Here is a 19,737-nt window from a genome sequence, read left to right as displayed (position 1 = left end):
CGCCTGAGCAAACAAGCTCCAGCTAACTGGAGGTCAACCCCTGGCGCGCATGACTTCGAACACACTGGACGCGCTGTCCGCGCCGCGCCCCTGCTCGACCAGGCCGCGCACCAGCTCCAGCAGCGGCACATGCAGCCCGGGATCGACCCCGGCGGAGCGGCTGGTGACCACGATGTTGGCCAGCGCGGCCAGGTTGATCTCCAGGCTGGAGTCGCCGCCCGCGTAGTCCTTGGTCTCGGCCTCCCTGGCCAGGTCGCTGAGGAAGGCGATCATGCCGTTGAGCCAGGGCACCGCCATGCCCAGGAACTCGGTCGGGCGCACTCCCGCGGAGTCCAGCATGGCCGCGCCGTGCAGGAAGCCGAAGATGGTGCCGTACCCGGCGCTGAGCAGGGCGTAGCTGTACAGCTCGGCCACCCCGGGGTCCTCGGCCAGGTAGCGGGCCGCGCCGAGCACGCCGAGCTGTGCGCCGAAGTGGTCGAAGGCGGCGCGGGATCCGCTGTAGAGCACCTGGGCGTCCGGGGTGCCGATGGCCGCGGGCACGGCCATCACCGCGCCGTCCAGGTAGTCCGCGCCGTGGCCGTCGGCCCACCCTGCCAGCGCGCGGATCTCCTCGGGGGCGCTGGAGCTGATGTTGAGCAGGGTGCGCCCGCGCAGGTCCTCGGCGACCGGGTCGAGCAGGTCGCGCACGGCGGCGTGGTCGAGCACCACGGTCAGCACCAGCGGACTGGCCCGCACCGCCTCAGCGACCGAGCCCGCCACGGTCGCCCCCTTGGCCGCCAGTGCCTCGGCCTTCGCCGACGAGCGGTTCCACACCGTCACGGGGTGCCCGTTGGACAGGAAGGTCTCCGCGATGGCCGCGCCGAGGCGGCCGAGGCCGATGATGCTGACCGGGGTCTTGTCGCTGGTCACGATGATCACTCCTTGATCGCTGCGGTTGATGTGATCAGCGTGCTCGCCTGCGCTTTCGGTCTGCTGGTGGTTCGCTGGCGGTTAGGGTGTCGGGGTGCGATTCGGGGTGCTCGGTCCGCTGACCGCGTGGACGGCGCAGGGCACACCGGCGCCGGTCCAGGAGGCGAAGGTGCGCCTGCTGCTGGCCGCGCTGCTGGCCCGCGGCGGGCGGCCGGTCCCGGCGGACCGGCTGGTGCTGGACCTGTGGGGCGACGCGGTCCCGGCGAACCCGCTGGGCGCGCTGCAGACCAAGGTCTCCCGGCTGCGGCGGGCCATCGGCCGGGACCTGGTGGAGTCCGGCCCGGCCGGATACCGGCTGCGCGCCGATACCGACGCCGACCGCTTCACCGCCCTGCTGACCGCGGCCGGGGACGCGCCACCGCGCGAGCGGGCCGAGCTGCTGGTGAGCGCGCTGGACCTGTGGCGGGGACCGGCCTTCGCCGAGTTCGCCGACGAGGACTTCGCCCGCCCGGTGGCACACGGCCTGGCCGAACGCCGCCTGGCAGCGGTCGAGCTGCTCGGCGAGACGCGGCTGGCGCTGGGCGAGCCCGCCGAGGCCCTGGCCGCCGTCGGTGACCTGGTGGCCCGGCATCCGCTGCGGGAGCGGCTGCGCGCGGTGCAGCTGCGCGCGCTGTACCTGGCCGGACGGCAGGCCGAGGCGCTGACCGCCTACGCCGAACTGCGTGAGCGGCTGGCCGAGGAGCTGGGCGCGGACCCAGGGCCGGAGCTGGCCGCGCTGCACGAGTCGATGCTGCGCCAGGACCCGGGACTGCGGGTGGCGGTCCGCCCGCGCGGCAACCTGCCTGCCGCGCTCACCGAGCTGATCGGCCGCGAGCACGCCGTGCGCGCGGTCCGCGGCCTGCTCACCCGGCACCGCCTGGTCACGCTCACCGGCCCCGGCGGCGTGGGCAAGACCAGCCTCGCGCTGGCCGCCGCCGAGACGGGGCCGGAGTTCCCGGACGGCGCGTGGCTGGTCGACCTGTCCGGCCACCCCGGCACCGCGGGGCAGGCCGAGCTCGCCGAGTCGGTGGCCGGCGCCCTGCACATCCGCGCCGACCCCGGCGCCGACCTGGCCACCGCGCTGCGCGACCAGCGGCTGCTGCTGGTGCTGGACAACTGCGAACACGTGCTCGCCCCGGCCGCCGGCCTCATCGCCCGGCTGCTGCGCGCCGCCCCCGAGCTGCGCGTGCTCGCCACCAGCCGCGAACCCCTCGGCGTCCCCGGCGAACGCCTGGAAGCCGTGCCGCCACTGGCTCCCGCCGACGCGGTCCGCCTGCTCACCCAGCGCGCCGAGGCCGCGGGCGCGGACCTCAGCACCGCCGACCCGGACACCCTGGCCGCGCTGTGCCTGCGCCTGGACGGCCTGCCACTGGCCCTGGAACTGGCCGCACCCCGGTTGCGGGTGCTGGGCCTGACCGAGCTGCTGTCCAGAGTGGACGATCGATTCCGGCTGCTCACCACCGGCGGCCGGCTCGCCCCGCCACGCCAGCGCACGCTGCGCGCGGTGATCGACTGGAGCTGGGACCTGCTCACCGAACCGGAGCGGATCCTGTTGCGCCGCCTGGCCATCCACGCCGAAGGCTGCACCCTGGCCGCCGCCGAAGCGGTCTCCGCCGCCGACCCGCTCACCGGGCCGGAGATCCTCGACCTGCTGGCCCGCCTGGTGGACCGCTCCCTGGTCCTGGTCGCCGAGGGCCCGCGCTACCGGCTCCTGGAGTCCATCGCCGACTACGCCCGCACCCGGCTCACCGACGCCGGCGAGCTCCCCCAGCTCCGCGACCGCCACCTCACCCACTACCTGGACCTGGCCGAAGCCGCCCAGCTGCGCGACCACCGCCAGCGCGACTGGCTGTCCCGCCTGGACCGCGAGTCGGCGAACCTGCGCCGCGCCCTGGACACCGCGGTGCACAACGCCGACACCGACCGCGCCCTGCGCCTGGTCCGGGCCCTGGTCTGGTACTGGTACCTGCGCGGCCGGCTCAGCGAGGCCGAACGCCAGCTCCGCCTCGCCCTGTCCGTGCCGGGCGCACACCCGTTGCGGGACACCGTCGCCGCCTGGCTGACCGGCATCACCCTGCTCCGCCGCGGCGGCGCGGACCCGAACGCCCGCCGCGAGCTGACCGAACAGTCCACAGTGGACGCCGAAGCCACCTGGTTCCAGGCCTTCTCGCTCCACTACACCGGCGGCGACCTGACCGCGGGCGCCACCCGCCTGGCCGGAGTGTCCACAATGGACCCGTGGCTGCGCGCGGCGGTCCTGGCCACCACCGCGCTGCAGGCGGTCATGCGCGGCGACCTGGCCACCGCCACCACCCAGTCCACCGAGTCCCTGGCGCTGTTCACCACCCTCGGCGACACCTGGGGCCGCTCGCTGGCCGGGTACGCCCGCTCCGCCGTCGCCGAGATCACCGGCGACTACGCGCTGGCCACCGAGCTGCGCACCGCGGCGCTGGAACTGGCCCAGGCCAACGAGTTCTGGACCGACGCCGCCGACCAGCTCACCGGCCTGGCCCGCCTGGACCTGCTCGCCAGCCACCACGCCCGCGCCGAGTCCCGGCACCGCCAGGCCCGCCGCCTGGCCGCCGAACACGGCTACCAGGCCGGTGTCATCCACGCCGAGCTGGGCCTGGCCCTGGGCGCCCGCCGCACCGGCGACCTGGCCACCGCGCACACCCTGCTCACCGGCGTGCTGGCCTGGCACCGCCAGGTGAACTACGCCCCGGGCGTCGCCCTCGCACACAGCGAACTGGGCTTCATCGCCGAGCTCCGCGGCCACCCCGGCGAGGCGCTGTCCCGGCACACCCTGGCCCGCGCCGCCGCCGAGACCAGCGGCGACCCGCGAGCCATCGCCCTGGCCGAGGAAGGCCTGGCCGGTGCCCATTCCCTTGCCGGAGAACACGATCGGGCCGCCGAACTGCTCGCCTCGGCCGCGGCCCGCCGGGCCGCCACCGGCGCGCCCCTGCCACCAGCGGAACGCGGCGACGTCGACCGCATCACCGCCCGGCTGACGGCCACCTGAGGCGCGCTCAGTCCAGCGGCAGCACCACCCCCGCGTCCTCGGCCACCGAACACAGCGGCGTCACCGTCGGACACCCCTGCGCCAGCAACGCCACATCGCTGCCGGCCTCGATCTCCCCCTCGACCTCCACCGTCACCAGCTCCAGCCCGCCGCCGTCGAGGTGCCGCACCCGCGACTGCACGGTCCCGTGCTCGGCCAGGCTCGCCCGCCGCAGCGGCCCCAGCTTGCCCACCGGCACGTTGGGCACGTTCAGGTTCAGCACACTGCCCGGTGGCAGCTCCCACAACAGCTTCAGCACCGTGCCCGCGACCTCCACCGCGGTCTCCCAGTGGTGCTCCTCCGGCGCGCGCATGCCCACGTCCAGGGACACCGCCAGCGCCCGGATCCCGTTGATCCCCGCGGTCAGGGCCGCGCCGACGGTGCCGGAGTGCAGCACCGCGCGCCCGACGTTGGCGCCCCGGTTGACCCCGGAGAGCACCACATCCGGCCGCCCACCGAAGGCGCCCTGGGCCGCCAGCAACGCGATCAGTCCCGGATGCCCGGCCACCGCGTAGCCCGGCACGTCCAGGCCTTCCAGGCTGCGTTGCCGCACCGCCACCTGCCGCCGGTCCTCCGCCGCGGTCAGCCCGGCGCTGGTGCCGCTGGCCTCGCTGGCCGGTGCGGCGACCACGGTGGCCAGCCCGCTCCGCCCGGCCAGTCCGGCCAGCGCGGCCAGCCCCGGTGACAGGATGCCGTCGTCATTGGTGATCAGTGCCGTCTGCGCGCTCATCCGCTCCCTTTCTCGTCCCACGGCCGGAGTTCCACCCGCTGTGCCAGCGAGGCGATGGCCTCTCCGCTCCCGGTGCCCAGCCCGTGCCGGGCGATGTTCAACGCACCCGCCGCCGCCCCCACCCGCAACGCCGAGGCCAGCGACTCCCCTCTGGCCAGCTCCGCGGTGAACCCCGCGGTCATCGAGTCGCCGCCACCCCGCGTCTCCACCGGGTTCAGCGCGGGCACGTGCACGGTGCACAGCTCCCCGTCCAGCAACGCCAGCGCGGGCTCGGCGGCCCTGGACACCACCACGGCCCTCGGCCCGTGCCCGGCGATCTCGCGCGCCGCCGCGACGAGTTCGGTCAGCTCGTCACTGGCGGCCCGCCCGTCCTCGATCAGCTCCTCATGACTCACCTTGACGAAGGTCGGCCCGCCCCGCAACGCGGTGGCCAACCGCTCCCCGGCCAGGTCGATCACCACCTGGCACCCGTTGCGGGTCAGGTCCGCGGCCAGCCGGTGGTACAGCTCGTGCGGCACCACCCGTTCGTCGCTGGGCCCGCTGAGCAGCGCGGTTCCCGCTTCCAGGGCCTCGGTGAGGGTCAGCTCGTACAGGTCGTCGAGCTCGTGCCGGGACAGCGGATCCGCAGGCATCTCCACCACCGGCTCCCGCTCCCCGCCGCGCCGGTCGTGGATATAACACCCGTTCCGCCCAGCGATCCCCCGCAACCGCAGCCCCACGCCACCTTCGTCCAGCAACCCGCGCAACACCCGCCCCGTCTCACCCCCGACGGTCGCGCACAACACCACCTCAACCCCGAGCGAGCGCATCATCCGCGCCTGCCAGACGCCCTGGCCGCCGGGGTGCAGGTGGATGTCGGGGACGCCGTCGAGCGCCTCGACGGTGACGGTGAGCTGGGGCGAGGGCGCGAGGACTACTACGTTGCCGGTCACTCACCCGGGTTACCCGGAGATCAGGTCTGTCACTCGGCCAGGTGACGGGCTCAGACGATGCCCACCGTGTAAGGCGCGAACACCGGCATCCGGATGCCGGAGCTGTTCTCGACGTAGAAGAAGCTGTCCTGCGCCGCCACCGGGAGCACGCACGGCCGGGTGGGGCACTTCTGGTCGAGGATGGCGGGGTCCTTGAGGATGTAGCGCACCTCCAGGACCGCGTTGCGCTCGGCGGAGATGGTCACCGGACTGGACAGCAGCTTGCAGTAGGCCAGCGTGTGCCCCTGCTTGATCGGGCCGCACTCGGCGGTGTGGGCCTTCTCGTCCTGCCACACGATCAGCACGATCTCGAAGTAGTCGAGCTTGTTGGCGACCTGGAAGATCTGCTGCAGGCTCCGGGGCAGGGTGTAGGTCGCGGGCTTCCGGCCGTCCGGGTACTCGTTCCACTTCGAGTTCAGCAGCAAGGTCTGCGTGGCGACCAGCTTGTCCTTGGCGAACACCACGTTGGCGGTGCGGTCGCCGACCTTGTGCTCGGTCCACTTGATGTCCGCGCCGGAGCTGAACGTCCGGTTGAAGACGCCGACCGGGTCGGTGAACCAGTTGCGGAACTTCGCCTGGTAGTAGTTCCACATGAACTTGGCCAGCCCGTAGATCGCCACGCCGGCCGCGATGGCCGCGCCGGCTGGTGGGAAGGCGAGTCCGACCGCGGTGGCGGCCAGGCCGAGCACCGCGGTGATGCCCTGTTCGACATCGCCCACGGCGACGGCTTCGGCCAGCCCGATCAGGTCTCCCAGGGGTGGCACGGTGCTGGCGGCGAGGTAGATGGCGGTCCGGGCGTACTCCTTGAGCCGGTCGGTGTTCGCGGTGAGCGCGCCGCCGCCGGTGGTGACCCGGCCCGCGAAGTCGGCGAACTCGCCCGCGCGGGAACTGAGGTTGCGCACGGCCGGGTTCTTGCTCGCCGTGGTGATCGCGCGCAGCGCCTTGGCGATGTCCACCCTGGTGCGCGGCTGCGCCCCGGACTGCGAGCACTCGGGGAGGTCCCGGCACAGGTCGGTGAACTCGTCCGCGGCCCGCTTCAGCTGGCGGGGCAGGCCGTGCACCTCACCGCGGTCCATCCGGCAGAAGCGTTCGTCGGCCTCGCCCTGCTCGCAGGAGATCTCCAGCTCCTTGACCAGCTCCTCGTCACTGGCGTGGAAGACGCCGTCCAGGACCTGCGCCACGGTCGGCGAGTCGTCCCGCGGCGCGGCGACCGCAGGCGTCGAGGAGAGGAGGAGCGTCACGCCCAGCGTGGCGGCCAGCACGGCCCTGCGGGAACTGCCCATGACCTGGGGAGTCTAGGCAGGACCGGCGCTCGGCGAACCACTCCGTCAGGTGCCGCGGGCAGTCTCCTTCGGGACACCGCGCGAACGGAACGTCACCCCTGGCGCAGCGGTGCGCACTGACCGGTCGCCGGACCGGTTCCGGTGATCGGCGCGCCCAGGTTGTCCGGAGCGGTCGCGTTCCCGCCGCACCGCACCGGGCCGATCACCTGAACCCCGGCCAGCACCGGGCCGCGATCGGTCGCCGTGGAACCCTCGACCCGCAGCGGCCCCACGATCCGGCCGCCGACCACGGTCAGGTCGCCGGTGGTGCCGGTCAGCGTGACCGGGCCGGTCACGGTCGAGTTGAGCAGGTGCACACCGCCCGCGCCCTCGCTGGTCACCGGGCCGGTGATGGTGGACTCGGTGGCCACCAGGGTCGCGCCGGGCTTGACCGTGACCGGGCCGGTCACCGTGGCCGACTCCAGGCAGGTGACGCCGGTGGTGATGGTCAGCGGGCCGAGGTGGCGGCCGGTGACCGTGGCGGTGCAGGCCGGGGGCTGGCGGAGCAGGGTGACGGCGAAGCGGCCAGGGGTGGCGGTGTTCCCGGCGGGGTCGATGGCGCGGTACTCGATGGTGTGGCGGCCGTAGCCGGGCGGCACCTCGTCCCACGGGGAGAGCCTGGGGGTGCCGAGCTTGCCGTAGACCAGGTCGTCGATGTTGGTGCCGTCCGGGGTGAAGCGGAACGGCGCGCCGGCGTCGGTGGGCCAGCCGAAGTAGTTGAACCAGCCGTCGCCGTTGGTGCGGAACTCGGGGACGACGAAGCCCTTGGTGTCGTCGGTGGCCTTCAGGCGCATGGTGAACGGCGCGTTGAAGACGTACTCCGGGTCGCCGGTCGGCGAGGTCCGGGTGAGCAGCGGCTTGGACAGCTCGAAGCTGGTGGCCGGGGTCTGGGCGTCCACGGTCCAGGTGCGGGTGGCGGCGCCGGTGGTCGCGGTCAGGGTGTGCCGGCCGGGGGTGAGCTTGAGGGACTTGAGGTCGAGGTCGCGGTTGTCCGCCGAAGTGGTCACCGGGCGGCCGTCCAGGGTCCAGCTGACCGCGGGTTCCTGGGCGGCGGGGCGGGTGGTCCGCACGTAGACCACGTCGGTGGCGCCGACCGGCCGGTCGGTCGGGGTGCTGCTGACGAACTCGGCCGGGACCTGCGGGCGCGGGGTGGTGAGGCTGGTGTCGACGGTCCAGGTGCGGGTGCGGGTCAGCGCGGCGGAGGCGCGGATGGCCGGGTCGCGGACGAACTCGGTGGGGTCGGTGACGGTGGCGACCAGGGTGTGCTTGCCGGGCGCGAGGTTCTGCTTCGCCAGGTCGACCGAGCGGGAGCCGTTGGTGGACAACGGTTTTCCGTCCAGGGTCCAGCTGACCGCGAGGCTGTGGCTGACCGGGTGCAGCGGCTCGACCCAGACGATCCGGTCCGCGCCGATGGGGGCGGTGTCGGGGGTGCCGTCCTGCAGGATGCTGGTCTTGGCGGACAGGCGCTGGACCATCACCTCGCGGGTGGGCTGGTCGAAGTAGTAGCCGAGGGTTTTCATCATGGAGTGCTTGCTGGGCCGCCACACGCCCTTGCTGTGGTACAGCCCGGCCTCGAACCGGCCGATCACGCCGCCGGACTCGCTCGGCTCGCCCAGCCAGCGCCACCACTTCTTCCGCTGCTCGCGCAGCTGCGCCTCGGAGAGCAGGGTGTGGTGCGCCGAGTCGGGTTCGCCGCCGGTGTAGGTGCCGCCGCGGACTCCCCGGTTGAGGTAGTCGTACTCGTCTTGCAAGCCGCCCAGGGAGTGGCCCAGCTCGTGCGGGGTGATCAGCGCGGACAGCGCGTTGCCGCCGGAGGCGGTGGCGTAGGTGCCGCCCGCGCCGCCGTAGGTGTCGCTGTTGGCGATGGCCAGGATCTGGCGGTTGGCCGCGGTGGTGCCGGGCACCAGGTTGGCGTAGTTGTTCACCGCGGTGTTGTCCACGGTGAGCAGGCGGCGCACGCCGCTGGGGTTGCAGCCGCCCCAGAAGGCCATCCGCAGCGGGGTGTTGCGGCGCGGCGAGCCGATGTCGGGGTCGCAGCTCACGCCGGACTCCGGGGAGGCGATCTCGACGGTGTAGACGTTGAGGTAGCTGCGGTAGGACTTGAACGGCTCGATCGTCCACAGCACGTTGAGGTGCTTGTCCACGTGCTCGCGGAACTTCGGCAGGTCGGCGCTGGCGTAGCCGTCCGGCACGATCACCAGGTTGAACCGCTTGGCCGCGTCCCCGGTGACCTGCACGGGCACCACGGTGCCCGGCGGTGCGGTGGCCTCGGCCTGGGCCGGGCCCGCGACCAGCAGCACACTCGCGGCCAGGGCCAGCGCGCCCAGCAGCGCGGCGGTTCGTCTCACCATGCCCCGGAGCCTAGATCGCACTCCCGGGGGCCACGCAGTGCCAACCGTCGTAGGCCGAGTGGACCACTCGGCGCAACCGCGCGGTCAGGGTTCCTCGATCTCCCGCAGCACCCGTTGGGCCACCGCGTAGGCGGCGTTGGCCGCGGGCACCCCGGCGTAGACCCCGGTGTGCAGCAGCACCTCGCCGATCTCGGCGGCGGTGAGCCCGTTGCGCACGGCCGCGCGCACGTGCAGGGCCAGCTCCTCTTGGTGGCCGAGCGCGGTGAGCAGGGCCAGGGTGAGGCAGCTGCGGGTGCGCCGGTCCAGGCCGTCCCTGGTCCACACCGAACCCCAGGCGGACTCGGTGATGTAGTCCTGGAACGGCGCGGTGAACTCGGTGGTGCCCGCCACCGCCCGGTCCACGTGCGCGTCGCCGAGCACCTCGCGCCGCACCCGCATGCCCTCGGTGTGGCGGTGGTCAGTCATCGCGGCCTCCCAGATGCTCCAGGATGAAACGGGTGAACTCCGCGGGTTGTTCCAGGCTGCCCAGGTGCGCGGCGTGCTCGACCACCTCGAACCGCGCGCCGGGAATCCGGTCGGCGATCAGGCGGCCCTGCTCGGGCGGGGTGGCCGGATCGTCCGCGCCGGAGATGACCAGCGTCGGCGCGGTGATCCGGGGCAGCACGGGCAGCAGGTCCATCCGCTCGATCGCCCCGCAGCAGGCGGCATACCCCTCGGCGGGCGTCGCGGCCACCATCGCGCGCAGCTCGGCCACCAGCTCCGGGTGCCGCCGCGCGTAGTCCGGGGTGAGCCAGCGCCCGACCACCGTCTCGGCCACCGCGCCCGTGCCCTCGGCGCGCACCAGCCGGGCCCGGTCCGCCCAGCCCGAGCGCGGGTTCAGGACGGCCGAGGTGCAGCACAACACCAGCCCACGCACCCGCTTCGGCCGGAACGCCCCCAGCCACATGCCCACCATGCCACCCAGCGACAACCCGGCGAAGTGCGCGTCCGGCAGGTCCAGCTCATCCAGCAACGCGGCCACATCCGCGCCCAGCGCCGCCAGGTCGTAGGGCCCCGGCGGCGTCAGCGACTCGCCATGCCCCCGGTGGTCATAGGTGATCACCCGGTACCCGGCCGCGGCCAGCGCCGCCACCTGCGGCCGCCACATCCGGCGATCGCTGCCGAGCGACCCGGACAGCACCACCGGCGGCCCGTCCACCGGCCCGGCCACCGTGTGCGCGGGAAGGATCGTCACCTGTCCTCCTCCCAGGCCGCCAGCGCCCGGTCCACGAACAACCCGGCGCTGCCCACATACCCCGCCGGATCCAGCAACTCCGCGATCCGCTCCGCCGACAGGTGCTCCCCCACCACCGGATCCGCCGCCAGGATCGCGCCAAACCCGCCCTCCGCCACCGCCTGCCGGGCGCACCGGGCGACCGCGTCATGCGCCGCCAGCCGCCCCACCTCGTCCACCAGCGCCGAGGTCACCCGCTCGGCCAGCAACAACCCACCGGTGCGATCCAAGTTCGCCCGCATCCGCCCCTGGTCCACCCGCAACCGCGCCAAGCTCTCCGCCACCCAGTGCACCGCCGACCCGGTCACTTTGGCGAGCTCGGTCAGCGGCCGCCACTCAGCATGCCAGTTCCCCGCCGCCCGCTGGTACTCCTGCGGCCGCACCGCGAACACCGTGCCCACCAGCCCAGGCGCCTGCGCCGCCGCCCCCGCGGCCAGCACCGCGGCCACCGGATTCCGCTTGTGCGGCAACGTCGAGGACCCGCCACTGCCCGGCGGCCCCTCCTCGAACACCTCGCCGACCTCGGTCTGCGCGAGCAGGATGATCGTGCGCGCGATACCTCCAGCAGTCCCGGCCACCTCACCAAACGCGGCGGCGATCGCGGTCAGCCGGGAACGATCGGTGTGCCAGGGCAGCACGGGCTCATCCAGTTCCAGCTCGCGAGCCAGGGCGGTGAGCACCGCAGGCCCACGGTCCCCCAGCGAGGCGAGGGTCCCGGCAGCGCCGCCCAGCTGAGCCGCGAACTGCAAGCCGCGCAACCGGTCCCGGGCAGCCGTCAACGCGGACAGCCAGTTCGCCGCAGTGAGCCCGAAGGTCACCGGCAACGCCTGCTGCCCCAGCGTCCGCCCGGCCTGCGGCGTGTCCCGGTGGGCAGCCGCCAGCTCCGCGGCCCGCGCCCCCGCACTGTCCACAGTGGACAGCAGCGCGCGGGTCGCGCCGCGCAGCACCAGCATGGCCGCGGTGTCCAGCACGTCCTGGCTGGTGGCACCCTGGTGCACGTACCGGCTCGCCGCGCCACCAACCCGGGCGGTGAGGGCACGAACCAGTGGCGCGGCGGGGTTGCCCACGCCAGTGGCCGCAGCGCCGATCTCGGCCGGGTCGATCTCTAGGCGGTCGATCCCCGCCGCGCCAAGCTCTGCCGGATCACCGCCCGCCACATCACCGGCCCGCGGATCGCCAGCCGCCAGATCACCAGCCGCTGGATCGTGCGCTCCGGGGCCCCGGGCGGCCGGATCGCGCGCAGGGTCCCGGGCCGCCGAATCCTGGGCCGCCGAGTTCCGAACCATCGAGTCCCGAACCATCGAGTCCCGGACCCCCGGGTCCCGGGCCGCCGATTCCCCGCGCGCCGGGTCCTGGGCCGCCGAATCTCCGCCCACCGGGTCCCCTGCCGCCGAATCCCCGACCACCGAGTCCCGGGCCGCCGGAATCTGGGCCGCCGAGCCCCGAACCCCCGAGCCCCGAGTCGCCGGGTCCCAGACCGTCGGGTCCCACGCCGCCGGGTCCCCGGCCGCCTGATCGCACGCCCTCGCGATCGCCGCCGCGTGTTCCGGCGCGAGCAGCCCCACCTCCGCCTGGGCCGTGGCCAGGGCGCGCTCGAAGGCGAGCATGGCGCGCAGCCAGGCCCGGTCCTCGACCTCAGCCCGTACTGGGCCGGCCGCCGACAATCCGTCGAACAGGTCAGACATCGAAGAACACGGTCTCCTGTCCGCCCTGCAACCGCACGTCGAACCGGTAGCCGTCGACGGTCCGCTCGGCGATCAGCGTGGCCCGCCGGTGTTCCGGCACCGAGCACAGCACCGGGTCGCTCCGGTGCAGGTCGGCGTGTTCCGGGAAGTAGATCCGGGTCACCACCCGGTGCAGCAGCCCGCGCGCCAGCACGGAGACGTCGATGTGCGGAGCCTGCACCAGCCCAGCCTCAGCCGGCACCGCACCCGGCACCACCGTGCGGATGCCGTAGCTGCCGTCGGCCGCCGTGGTGCAGCGTCCGAAGCCGCGGAACCCCGGTGCGGCCACCGCGCCGCGGGGATCGGCCGGGTGGTTGAAGCGCCCGTCCGGATCGGCCTGCCAGGTCTCGATCACCGCGTCGGGGACCGGCTCGCCCGCGCCGTCCCTGACCGTGCCCCGCAACCATACCGCATCTGGCATATTCGGGGAAATCGCGTCCGGGCCGTCCGGCCACTCCAGGCCGAGGGCGAGGTAGGGGCCGACGGTCTGCGAGGGCGTGCTCATTCGTCCTCCTCCTCGTCCTCGAACACCGAGGAGTCGCTGCCGCGCAACACGATGTCGAACTCGAAGGCCAGCGCCCAGTCCGGCCGGGTGCGGTCCAGGTCGAACCGGGAGACCATGCGCTGGCGGGCGCGTTCGTCGGGCACCGAGTTGAAGATGGGGTCCTGGCCGAAGAGCGGATCGTCCGGGAAGTACATCTGGGTGACCAGCCGCTGGGTGAACGCGGTGCCGAAGACCGAGAAGTGGATGTGCGCGGGCCGCCAGGCGTTGTCGTGGTTCTTCCACGGATAGGCGCCCGGCTTGATGGTGGTGAACTCGTAACGGCCCTCGTCATCGGTCAGCGTGCGGCCGGTGCCGTCGAAGTTGGGGTCCACCGGCGCGGGCCAGCGGTCCCGCACGTGCTTGTACCGCCCGGCCGCGTTGGCCTGCCACAGCTCGATCAGCGAGTTCCGCACCGGCCTGCCGTCGCCGTCCAGCAGCCGCCCGTGCACGATGATCCGCTGACCGTGCGGCTGGCCGGGGTGCTGGCGGGTCAGGTCGTTGTCCAGCGGGCCGAGGCGACCTGGGCCGAGCAGCGGGCCGGTCACCTCGGTCAGCCGGTGTGGCAGCACGACCAGGGGTTGCTTCGGGTGGCGCAGCGCGGTGGAGCCGTAGCCCGGACTGTCCAGCGGCGGGTGGGTGCCCGGCGCGTCCCTGCGGTAGCGCGGCAGCGCGAGCCGCCGCCCCTCGGTGGTCGACATCGTCTCCCCTTCTGACCTCAGCAGCCGATCGGCAGACCGGCGTAGTTCTGGGCCAGCTCGGTGGCGGCCGCGGTGGAGGTGCGCACCGCGTCGAGCTGGGCGAGTTGCAGGCGGGCGTCGAAGTCGTCGCCGTGCCGGTGCAGCATGGTGGTCATCCACCAAGAGAAGTGGGTGCACCGCCAAACCCGGCGCAGCGCGGTGTCCGAATAGGACTCGGCCAGCCCTGGCTTGCCGTCCACCAGCCAGGCCACCAGCGCGCGGTGCAGCAGCACCACGTCGGCCACCGCCAGGTTGAGGCCCTTGGCCCCGGTGGGCGGCACGATGTGCCCGGCGTCCCCGGCCAGGAACAGGCGGCCGTGCCGCAGCGGGGTGGCCACGAAGCTGCGCATCGGCAGCACGCTCTTCTCGGTGATCGGGCCGGTGGTCAGCTGCCAGCCGCCGTCGCTGGCGCCCAGGCGGGTGGCCAGCTCGGTCCAGATCCGCTCGTCCGGCCATTCCTCCAGGTCCTCGCCGGGGCGGACCTGGAGGTAGAACCGGCTGACCGTGCTGGAGCGCATGCTGTGCATGGCGAACCCGTCGGTGTGCCAGGCGTAGATCAGCTCGTCGGTCGAGGGCGGAACCTCGGCCAGCACACCCAGCCAGGCGAAGGGGTAGTCCCTGGTCCAGGTCTCGCGCAGGGCCGAGGGCAGCGCGCGGCGGCTGGGCCCGTGGTGGCCGTCGCAGCCCGCGATCACCTCCGCGTCAATCCGGCGCGGGTACCCGTCGGCGTCGACGAAGGTGACGTGCGGCGACTCGCCGTCCACCTCGTGCAATTCGACCTGGCTCGCGCCGTAGAAGGCGGGCCTGCCTGCGTGTTCACGCGCGGCCATCAGGTCCTTGGTGACCTCGGTCTGCCCGTACACCGACACCGAGCGCCCGACCAGGTCGACGAAGTCCACGTGCTCCCGGTGACCGGGCCACTGGAGGTAGATGCCGCGGTGCCGCAAGGCTTCCGCCCGCAGCCGCTCGCCGACCCCGGCCTCGCGCAGCACCTCGACCGTGCCCGCCTCCAGGATCCCGGCCCGGATACGTGACTGCACGTGCTCGGCGCTCTGCCGCTCGATCAGCACCGAGTCCACGCCGTCCAGGCCGAGCAGGTGCGAGAGCAGCAGACCGGCCGGCCCGGCGCCGATGATGACCACCTGGGTGCGCATCCACTCCCCTTTCTCCGTGGACGCACCTTGGCCGCCGCGAGCAGCGAGCAGCTACCTCACTTTCATTGAATGAGACACTAGGTCGGGCGTGGTGGATCTTGTGCGTGAGCGCCGGAGTCCAGGTCGTTCCCGGCGGTGCCGCCAGGGGCGACCTGGGCCCGGCGATCGCGTGCAAGATCCACCACGCCCGACCTACCGGCACCCAGGGCGCGCGAAATGCCCCGCGCGGCGGTTTGCAGCGCGGGCAGGTGGCTGGGCACCGCGGCGTCGTCCGGCATGATCACCGCCAGCGCCGCGGCCACTTCGCCGTCCGGTCCGCGCACCGGCGCCGCGATCCCGGTGACCCCGTCGTCGATGAACCCCCGGCACAGCGCGAACCCGCCGCGCCGCACGTCGGCGAGGAAGGCGCGCAGCCGCGCCGGATCGGTGATGGTGCGCCGGGTGTAGGCGCGCAGCGGTGCGGCCAGCACCGACTCCTGCAGCTCCACCGGGGCGTGCGCCAGCAGCACCAGCCCTGCCGAGTTGACGTGCAGCGGCAGCCGCCCCGCGATCCGGATGACATTCTCTACCGCGCCCGGGGCGGACAGCCGCTCCACGAACAAAACTTCGCGGCCCTCCAGCACGCCGAGCTGGGTGTGGTGGCCGACCACCGCCTGCAGGTCCTCCAGGAACGGCATCGCCGCCTCGCGCAGGCTCAGCGCGGGCGAGGCCCTGGAGGCCAGCTCCCAGATCCGCAGGCCCAGCCGGACGCTGCGGTCGGGTTCGCGGTGCAGCCAGCCGTACCCCACCAGCTCCTCGATCAGCCGGGAGGCGGTGGGCACCGGCAGGCCGGCCCGCCGGGCGATCTCCGAGACCCGCAGCGCCGGGGTGTCCGAGCCGAAGGTCTCGAAGATCCGCACCACCCTGGCCAGCACGGACTCCCCGGCGGGCGAGTTGGCCATGCTCAGCCCTGCGCCGGGTACAGCCCGTGCAGCCACCGCGCCCACGCCTCGTCGGCGGCGGCCCGGTCGACCGGGGTGTAGACGTGGTGGCCGACCGCGATGGCCATGCCCAGCGCCGCGCGGCCGTGGAAGCGGTACAGCCCGTCCTCGGCGCGCACCGCGAGGAAGTCGCCGCCGGGCTCCTCCACCCAGTCCACCACGCCCTCGATCGGCGGCAGCCCGGCCGGGGTCAGCCGCACCCGCTCGCCCAGCGCGGGGTCGCGTTCCAGGCCCAGGCCGCGCAGCAGCACCGGCCAGGCCTCCGGCTTGGCCGAGGCCTCCGGTCCCTCCGCGGTGAGGTAGACCGCGGGCCGGCCGGCGAAGTGCCGGAAGTACTCGGCCAGGGTGTGCAGGTACATGTCCCAGCCGCGGCTGGTCATGCCCTCGTACTCCGCGCCCCAGTCATCGCCGAGGAAGCCGCTGTGCACGAACCGCAGCACGGTGCTGCCGCCGTCCTTGGCCTCGATCAGGTACTCGAAGGCGTGGAAGGAGCCGTCCGGGCCGGCCGGGGTGGTGATGGACAGGTGCGCGGGCGGCTGCCACACCTCGCAGGCGCCGGCGTCCGGCGCGGGCTGGGCCATGAACCAGGCCTCCATGCCCGGCCCGGTCGCGATCGCGTCCCACACCTGTTGCGGGGTGGCCGCCAGCTCGACTTCCTTGCGCAGCTCGAACTTCCGTCCCATCAGGACTCCTTGCCAGTGTTGACGTCGTCGGCGAGCACCGGTCGCACGCTCGGGTGCACGGCCACCAGCACCCGGTGCGCGCGGCCGCCCGCCGCTGTCTCATCGTGGTACTTGCCCACCAGCCCTGCCACCGCGGCGGCCAGCTCACGGGCGAAGGCGGCCCGCTGCTCCGCCGAGGCGAACCTGATCTCGCCGTCCAGGGCGTAGGTGGCCACCGGCTTGCCAGCCTTGCGGCTGCCGGTGATCAGGTGGCCGACGTCGCGGACCAGCCGGGCGGCCAGCGCGAGCAGCCAGCGCGCGGAGAGCTGGTCCGGCGAGCGCGCCGGATCGGGCTGCACCGCGCCCAGCGCGGCGGGCGAGATGACGTAGGAGGCGGCGGTCGCGCGCAGCACCCGCTCGGTGAAGTTGCCCTTGCGGCGTTCCTCCACCAGTTCGACCAGGCCGTGCTTCTCCAGTTCCCGCAGGTGGTAGTTGACCTTCTGCCGGGCCACGCCCACCCGCGCGGCCAGCGAGCTGGCCGAGCCCGGCTCGGCCAGCTCGGCGAGCAGACGCGACCGCAGCGGATCCAGACTGCTCTCCGCCGCGGCCGCGTCCTCGATCACCGCGACATCTTCCATGCGGCCATCGTGGCTTGGACAAATTTTTTTGTCAAGGGCTCCCGGTGATCAGCACCCGGAGGTGGCCGGCTGGCCGGCGAACCGGTCGGCCAGGAACTGGTGGGCGGCCTCGTTGCCGGTGTAGACCAGCGTGATGTGGTCGCTGGGGTAGCCCTGCCAGCGCGCGTTGACCCCCAGCCGGCAGTAGGCGGCGAAGAGCTCCTTGGCCTGCGGCGGGTACACCAGGTCGTCGTTGTCGCCGTGGTATTGGAAGACCGGGACCTGGATCTTGTTGCCGCCCAGCTTGTTCTCCCTGACCCTGGCCAGCCAGGGCGGGGTCAGCACCGGGCTCGTGGTGGTGTGGTCGGCCAGCCTGCCGTTGGGGTACCAGGTGAGCAGCTCCACCGTGCAGGCCTCGCGCTGCATCCGCGCGTACTCCGCCCGCCCCTTGTCGTTGAGGTAGTCATCCAGCTTGAGCTCCGGATAGGCCCGGTCCAGGCCCATCAGCGCGGTGGCCAGCAAGCCGTAGCCGCGCTTGCCGTCCAGCGGCAGCGCCACCTGGATCAGGTCCGCCGGGACGCCGCCGCCGACCACGCCGACCAGGTTCAGCTCCGGGGCGTAGGACGGCTGCAACTCCCCCGCCCACATGGCCGCGCCGCCACCCTGGGAGTAGCCGCGCAGGGCGACCTTGGCGCCTGCGGACAACCCGGTGCCCGGCAGCCGCAGCGCCGCCCGGACCACGTCGAGCACCGCGGTGCCCATCGAGCGGCCGACGGTGTAGGTGGTGCGCGGCTCCGGCCGGTAGCCCTCGTAGTCGGTGATGGCCACCGCGTAGCCGCGGGTCAGCAGGTCGGTCACCGCGGGCTGCTCGTACAGCGCGCCGACGTCGATCATCCGCGAGGGCGTGCAGCGGAAGGCCGGGCCGTGCGTGCCCACCGCCAGGCCCACCACCGGCGCGGTCTTGGGATCGACGTCCTTGGGCACCAGCACGGTGCCGGTCACCGCGTGCCGCTGGCCCAGCGCGTTGGTGGACAGGTACATCACCTGCCAGGCCTTGGCCTTCGCCCTGGTCGGCGGGTTGTCCGAGACCCGGGAGCGGACGAGGTCGCCCGGCGCGCCGGCCGGCAACGGGTCCGGCGGCTGGTAGAAGCTGTCCTCCGCGAGGGCTGCCGGTGGCAGCAGCGCTGCCAGCAACAGGGCGCTGAGCAACGCCGGCACAACGCGGCGAATGGAACGTGACATCGCTCGACCTCCGAGCCGCACGACTTGGTGAAAACAGGGAATTGGCCAGCTGGCCGACTCCGCAAAACTACCACTGACCCCACTGCGCCCGAAGTACTATTCTTTGTCATCACCTCACAAAACCGCCGCCGGAAATACGCACCTCACCACGAGGACCTCACACGATCAGGCGACGTCTCTCGACAGAGAAATGTTCACATTTGACAGAATTGGCGGCGGCTCAGCTAATACACGGTATGCGTCTGGCGAGTCGGCTGTGGTCGACCATCCCCAAGGAGTTCGCCCGCCCGTTCCGTCCGCACGTGGGGCGCATGACCGCGGACATGATCCAGGAGATCCGGCGCGCGGTGCCGGAGTACGAGGCGCTGCTGGGCAGCGAGCACGAGGCGGTCATCGTCGAGGCGATCGAGAAGGCGATCCTGTACTGCATCGACCACCTCGGCGACCCGAAGTTCCGCAGTGACGAGTGGGCCAGCTACCTGCGTCACCGGGGCATGGTGGAGTTCCACGAGGGCCGCAGCGCGAACGCGTTGCAGACCGCGTACCGGGTCGGCGGCAAGGTGGCCTGGCGGCACGTCTCCGCAGTCGGGCAGAGCATGGGCGCGCCGCCGGAGCTGCTGTTCACCGCCGCCGAGGCGATCTTCGCCTATGTCGAGGAGCTGTCCGCGCTGGCCGTGGACGGCTACACCGAGGCCCAGCGCAGGGCCGCGGGCAGCCGGGAACGCAGGCGCCGCCGCCTGCTGGAGCTGATCCTGGCCGACCCGCCGCCCTCCCGGCGGGTGCTGCTCCAGCACGCCGAGGCGGCCCGCTGGACCGTGCCGGAGACCGTGGTCGCGGTGGCCCTGGAACCCCGCGGCGACCAGCACACCCTCAGCCCGCCCGCGCTGACCGCCGAGGTGCTGGTCGACCTGGAGGGCGAGCTGCCCTGCCTGGTCACCGCCGATCCGGAACGGCACCTGCGCGACCTGGCCCGCAACCTCAACGGCTGGCGGGCCGCGGTCGGCCTGCCGGTGCCACTGGCCGAGGCGGCGATCTCGCTGCGCGGCGCGCGCCGGGCCCTGCGCTTGGTGCAGCGCGACCTGCTGCCGGACCGGCCGGTGACCTGGTGCGCTGACGAGCTGCCCACGCTGTGCCTGTTCGCCGACGAGTTCCTCATCGGCGAACTGGCCCGGCGCTGCCTGACCCCGCTGGACGACCTCACCCCGAAGCAGCGCCGCCGCCTGGCCGACACCCTGCTGGCCTGGCTGAGCAGCCGCCGCAACGCCCTGGAGATCGCCGCGGACCTCGATGTGCACCCGCAGACCGTGCGCTACCGGTTGCACCAGCTGGAACGGCTCTTCGGCGACCAGCTCACCGACCCGGACCAGCGGCTGGCGCTGGAGCTGGCGCTGCGGGCGGAGCGGCTGCTGCACCCGCACCCCTGA

At 73.2% G+C, this 19,737-nt stretch carries 17 protein-coding genes; 2 read left to right on the top strand and 15 right to left on the bottom strand.

From position 1 onward, the window contains the following. Positions 1 to 33: 33 nt before the first annotated feature. The gene (locus tag M8C13_RS34235) at positions 34 to 918 is read right to left on the bottom strand and encodes an NAD(P)-dependent oxidoreductase (RefSeq protein ID WP_374213247.1); all 885 of its coding nucleotides are present in this window, start codon (positions 916 to 918) and stop codon (positions 34 to 36) included. Positions 919 to 1,003: 85 nt separating this feature from the next. Here M8C13_RS34235 and M8C13_RS44805 point away from each other — a divergent pair, with 85 nt between their 5' ends. After that, positions 1,004 to 3,967, top strand: coding sequence for a BTAD domain-containing putative transcriptional regulator (locus tag M8C13_RS44805; RefSeq protein WP_308202887.1), 2,964 nt, complete (start codon positions 1,004 to 1,006; stop codon positions 3,965 to 3,967). A 7-nt stretch (positions 3,968 to 3,974) separates the two neighbouring features. Here M8C13_RS44805 and surE read toward each other — a convergent pair whose 3' ends face one another. The 14 genes from surE to M8C13_RS34155 all read right to left on the bottom strand — a co-directional run bounded on the left by surE (position 3,975) and on the right by M8C13_RS34155 (position 18,313). After that, on the bottom strand, positions 3,975 to 4,736 hold the full coding sequence (surE, locus tag M8C13_RS34220) for a 5'/3'-nucleotidase SurE (RefSeq protein WP_252484926.1): 762 nt from the start codon (positions 4,734 to 4,736) through the stop codon (positions 3,975 to 3,977). Continuing rightward, on the bottom strand, positions 4,733 to 5,668 hold the full coding sequence (locus M8C13_RS34215) for a PfkB family carbohydrate kinase (protein WP_252484925.1): 936 nt from the start codon (positions 5,666 to 5,668) through the stop codon (positions 4,733 to 4,735). Before M8C13_RS34215 ends, surE begins: the two co-directional genes overlap by 4 nt. Positions 5,669 to 5,718: 50 nt before the next feature. Continuing rightward, complete coding sequence (locus M8C13_RS34210) at positions 5,719 to 6,990, bottom strand: hypothetical protein (protein WP_252484924.1); 1,272 nt, start codon at positions 6,988 to 6,990, stop codon at positions 5,719 to 5,721. 92 nt (positions 6,991 to 7,082) lie between these two features. Continuing rightward, positions 7,083 to 9,380 (bottom strand): M64 family metallopeptidase, encoded by a 2,298-nt coding sequence (locus M8C13_RS34205; RefSeq protein WP_252484923.1) that lies wholly within the window; start codon positions 9,378 to 9,380, stop codon positions 7,083 to 7,085. 84 nt (positions 9,381 to 9,464) lie between these two features. Continuing rightward, positions 9,465 to 9,845: a 4-carboxymuconolactone decarboxylase gene (pcaC, locus tag M8C13_RS34200; RefSeq protein WP_252484922.1), complete on the bottom strand. Its 381-nt coding sequence runs from the start codon at positions 9,843 to 9,845 to the stop codon at positions 9,465 to 9,467. Beyond that, positions 9,838 to 10,614 carry a 3-oxoadipate enol-lactonase gene (gene pcaD, locus M8C13_RS34195; protein ID WP_252484921.1) on the bottom strand — a complete coding sequence of 259 codons (777 nt, stop codon included), beginning with the start codon at positions 10,612 to 10,614 and terminating at the stop codon, positions 9,838 to 9,840. Before pcaD ends, pcaC begins: the two co-directional genes overlap by 8 nt. Further along, positions 10,611 to 12,338 (bottom strand): lyase family protein, encoded by a 1,728-nt coding sequence (locus tag M8C13_RS34190; RefSeq protein ID WP_305884036.1) that lies wholly within the window; start codon positions 12,336 to 12,338, stop codon positions 10,611 to 10,613. The genes pcaD and M8C13_RS34190 overlap by 4 nt, the downstream gene beginning before the upstream one ends. After that, the gene (pcaG, locus tag M8C13_RS34185) at positions 12,331 to 12,882 is read right to left on the bottom strand and encodes a protocatechuate 3,4-dioxygenase subunit alpha (protein WP_252484919.1); all 552 of its coding nucleotides are present in this window, start codon (positions 12,880 to 12,882) and stop codon (positions 12,331 to 12,333) included. The genes M8C13_RS34190 and pcaG overlap by 8 nt, the downstream gene beginning before the upstream one ends. After that, positions 12,879 to 13,619 (bottom strand): protocatechuate 3,4-dioxygenase subunit beta, encoded by a 741-nt coding sequence (gene pcaH, locus M8C13_RS34180; RefSeq protein ID WP_252484918.1) that lies wholly within the window; start codon positions 13,617 to 13,619, stop codon positions 12,879 to 12,881. The genes pcaG and pcaH overlap by 4 nt, the downstream gene beginning before the upstream one ends. A gap of 17 nt (positions 13,620 to 13,636) precedes the next feature. Further along, complete coding sequence (locus M8C13_RS34175; protein ID WP_252484917.1) at positions 13,637 to 14,812, bottom strand: 4-hydroxybenzoate 3-monooxygenase; 1,176 nt, start codon at positions 14,810 to 14,812, stop codon at positions 13,637 to 13,639. 77 nt (positions 14,813 to 14,889) lie between these two features. Next, positions 14,890 to 15,753, bottom strand: coding sequence for an IclR family transcriptional regulator (locus tag M8C13_RS34170; RefSeq protein ID WP_252484916.1), 864 nt, complete (start codon positions 15,751 to 15,753; stop codon positions 14,890 to 14,892). A gap of 2 nt (positions 15,754 to 15,755) precedes the next feature. After that, positions 15,756 to 16,475: an SRPBCC domain-containing protein gene (locus tag M8C13_RS34165; protein ID WP_252484915.1), complete on the bottom strand. Its 720-nt coding sequence runs from the start codon at positions 16,473 to 16,475 to the stop codon at positions 15,756 to 15,758. Further along, positions 16,475 to 17,092 carry a helix-turn-helix domain-containing protein gene (locus tag M8C13_RS34160; protein ID WP_252484914.1) on the bottom strand — a complete coding sequence of 206 codons (618 nt, stop codon included), beginning with the start codon at positions 17,090 to 17,092 and terminating at the stop codon, positions 16,475 to 16,477. Before M8C13_RS34160 ends, M8C13_RS34165 begins: the two co-directional genes overlap by 1 nt. Positions 17,093 to 17,140: 48 nt before the next feature. Further along, a complete protein-coding gene (locus tag M8C13_RS34155; protein WP_252484913.1) occupies positions 17,141 to 18,313 on the bottom strand; it encodes a lipase family protein in 1,173 nt (390 codons plus the stop codon). 236 nt (positions 18,314 to 18,549) lie between these two features. On the opposite strand from M8C13_RS34155, the gene M8C13_RS34150 reads away from it, so the two are divergent. Continuing rightward, positions 18,550 to 19,737, top strand: coding sequence for a helix-turn-helix domain-containing protein (locus M8C13_RS34150; RefSeq protein ID WP_252484912.1), 1,188 nt, complete (start codon positions 18,550 to 18,552; stop codon positions 19,735 to 19,737).

The sequence above is a fragment of the Crossiella sp. SN42 genome, assembly GCF_023897065.1.
GTDB lineage: Bacteria > Actinomycetota > Actinomycetes > Mycobacteriales > Pseudonocardiaceae > Crossiella.
The sequence above is the reverse complement of the archived record's forward strand: the minus strand, read 5'-3'. Positions and strand labels throughout refer to the sequence as shown.

Bases quoted from the DNA above. Each gene is read 5' to 3' on its own strand.
- surE (WP_252484926.1), bottom strand. From the start codon at position 4,736: ATGAGCGCGCAGACGGCACTGATCACCAATGACGACGGCATCCTGTCA.
- M8C13_RS34210 (WP_252484924.1), bottom strand. From the start codon at position 6,990: ATGGGCAGTTCCCGCAGGGCCGTGCTGGCCGCCACGCTGGGCGTGACG.
- M8C13_RS34205 (WP_252484923.1), bottom strand. From the start codon at position 9,380: ATGGTGAGACGAACCGCCGCGCTGCTGGGCGCGCTGGCCCTGGCCGCG.
- pcaC (WP_252484922.1), bottom strand. From the start codon at position 9,845: ATGACTGACCACCGCCACACCGAGGGCATGCGGGTGCGGCGCGAGGTG.
- M8C13_RS34190 (WP_305884036.1), bottom strand. From the start codon at position 12,338: ATGTCTGACCTGTTCGACGGATTGTCGGCGGCCGGCCCAGTACGGGCT.
- pcaG (WP_252484919.1), bottom strand. From the start codon at position 12,882: ATGAGCACGCCCTCGCAGACCGTCGGCCCCTACCTCGCCCTCGGCCTG.
- pcaH (WP_252484918.1), bottom strand. From the start codon at position 13,619: ATGTCGACCACCGAGGGGCGGCGGCTCGCGCTGCCGCGCTACCGCAGG.
- M8C13_RS34175 (WP_252484917.1), bottom strand. From the start codon at position 14,812: ATGCGCACCCAGGTGGTCATCATCGGCGCCGGGCCGGCCGGTCTGCTG.
- M8C13_RS34170 (WP_252484916.1), bottom strand. From the start codon at position 15,753: ATGGCCAACTCGCCCGCCGGGGAGTCCGTGCTGGCCAGGGTGGTGCGG.
- M8C13_RS34165 (WP_252484915.1), bottom strand. From the start codon at position 16,475: ATGGGACGGAAGTTCGAGCTGCGCAAGGAAGTCGAGCTGGCGGCCACC.
- M8C13_RS34160 (WP_252484914.1), bottom strand. From the start codon at position 17,092: ATGGAAGATGTCGCGGTGATCGAGGACGCGGCCGCGGCGGAGAGCAGT.
- M8C13_RS34155 (WP_252484913.1), bottom strand. From the start codon at position 18,313: ATGTCACGTTCCATTCGCCGCGTTGTGCCGGCGTTGCTCAGCGCCCTG.
- M8C13_RS34150 (WP_252484912.1), top strand. From the start codon at position 18,550: ATGCGTCTGGCGAGTCGGCTGTGGTCGACCATCCCCAAGGAGTTCGCC.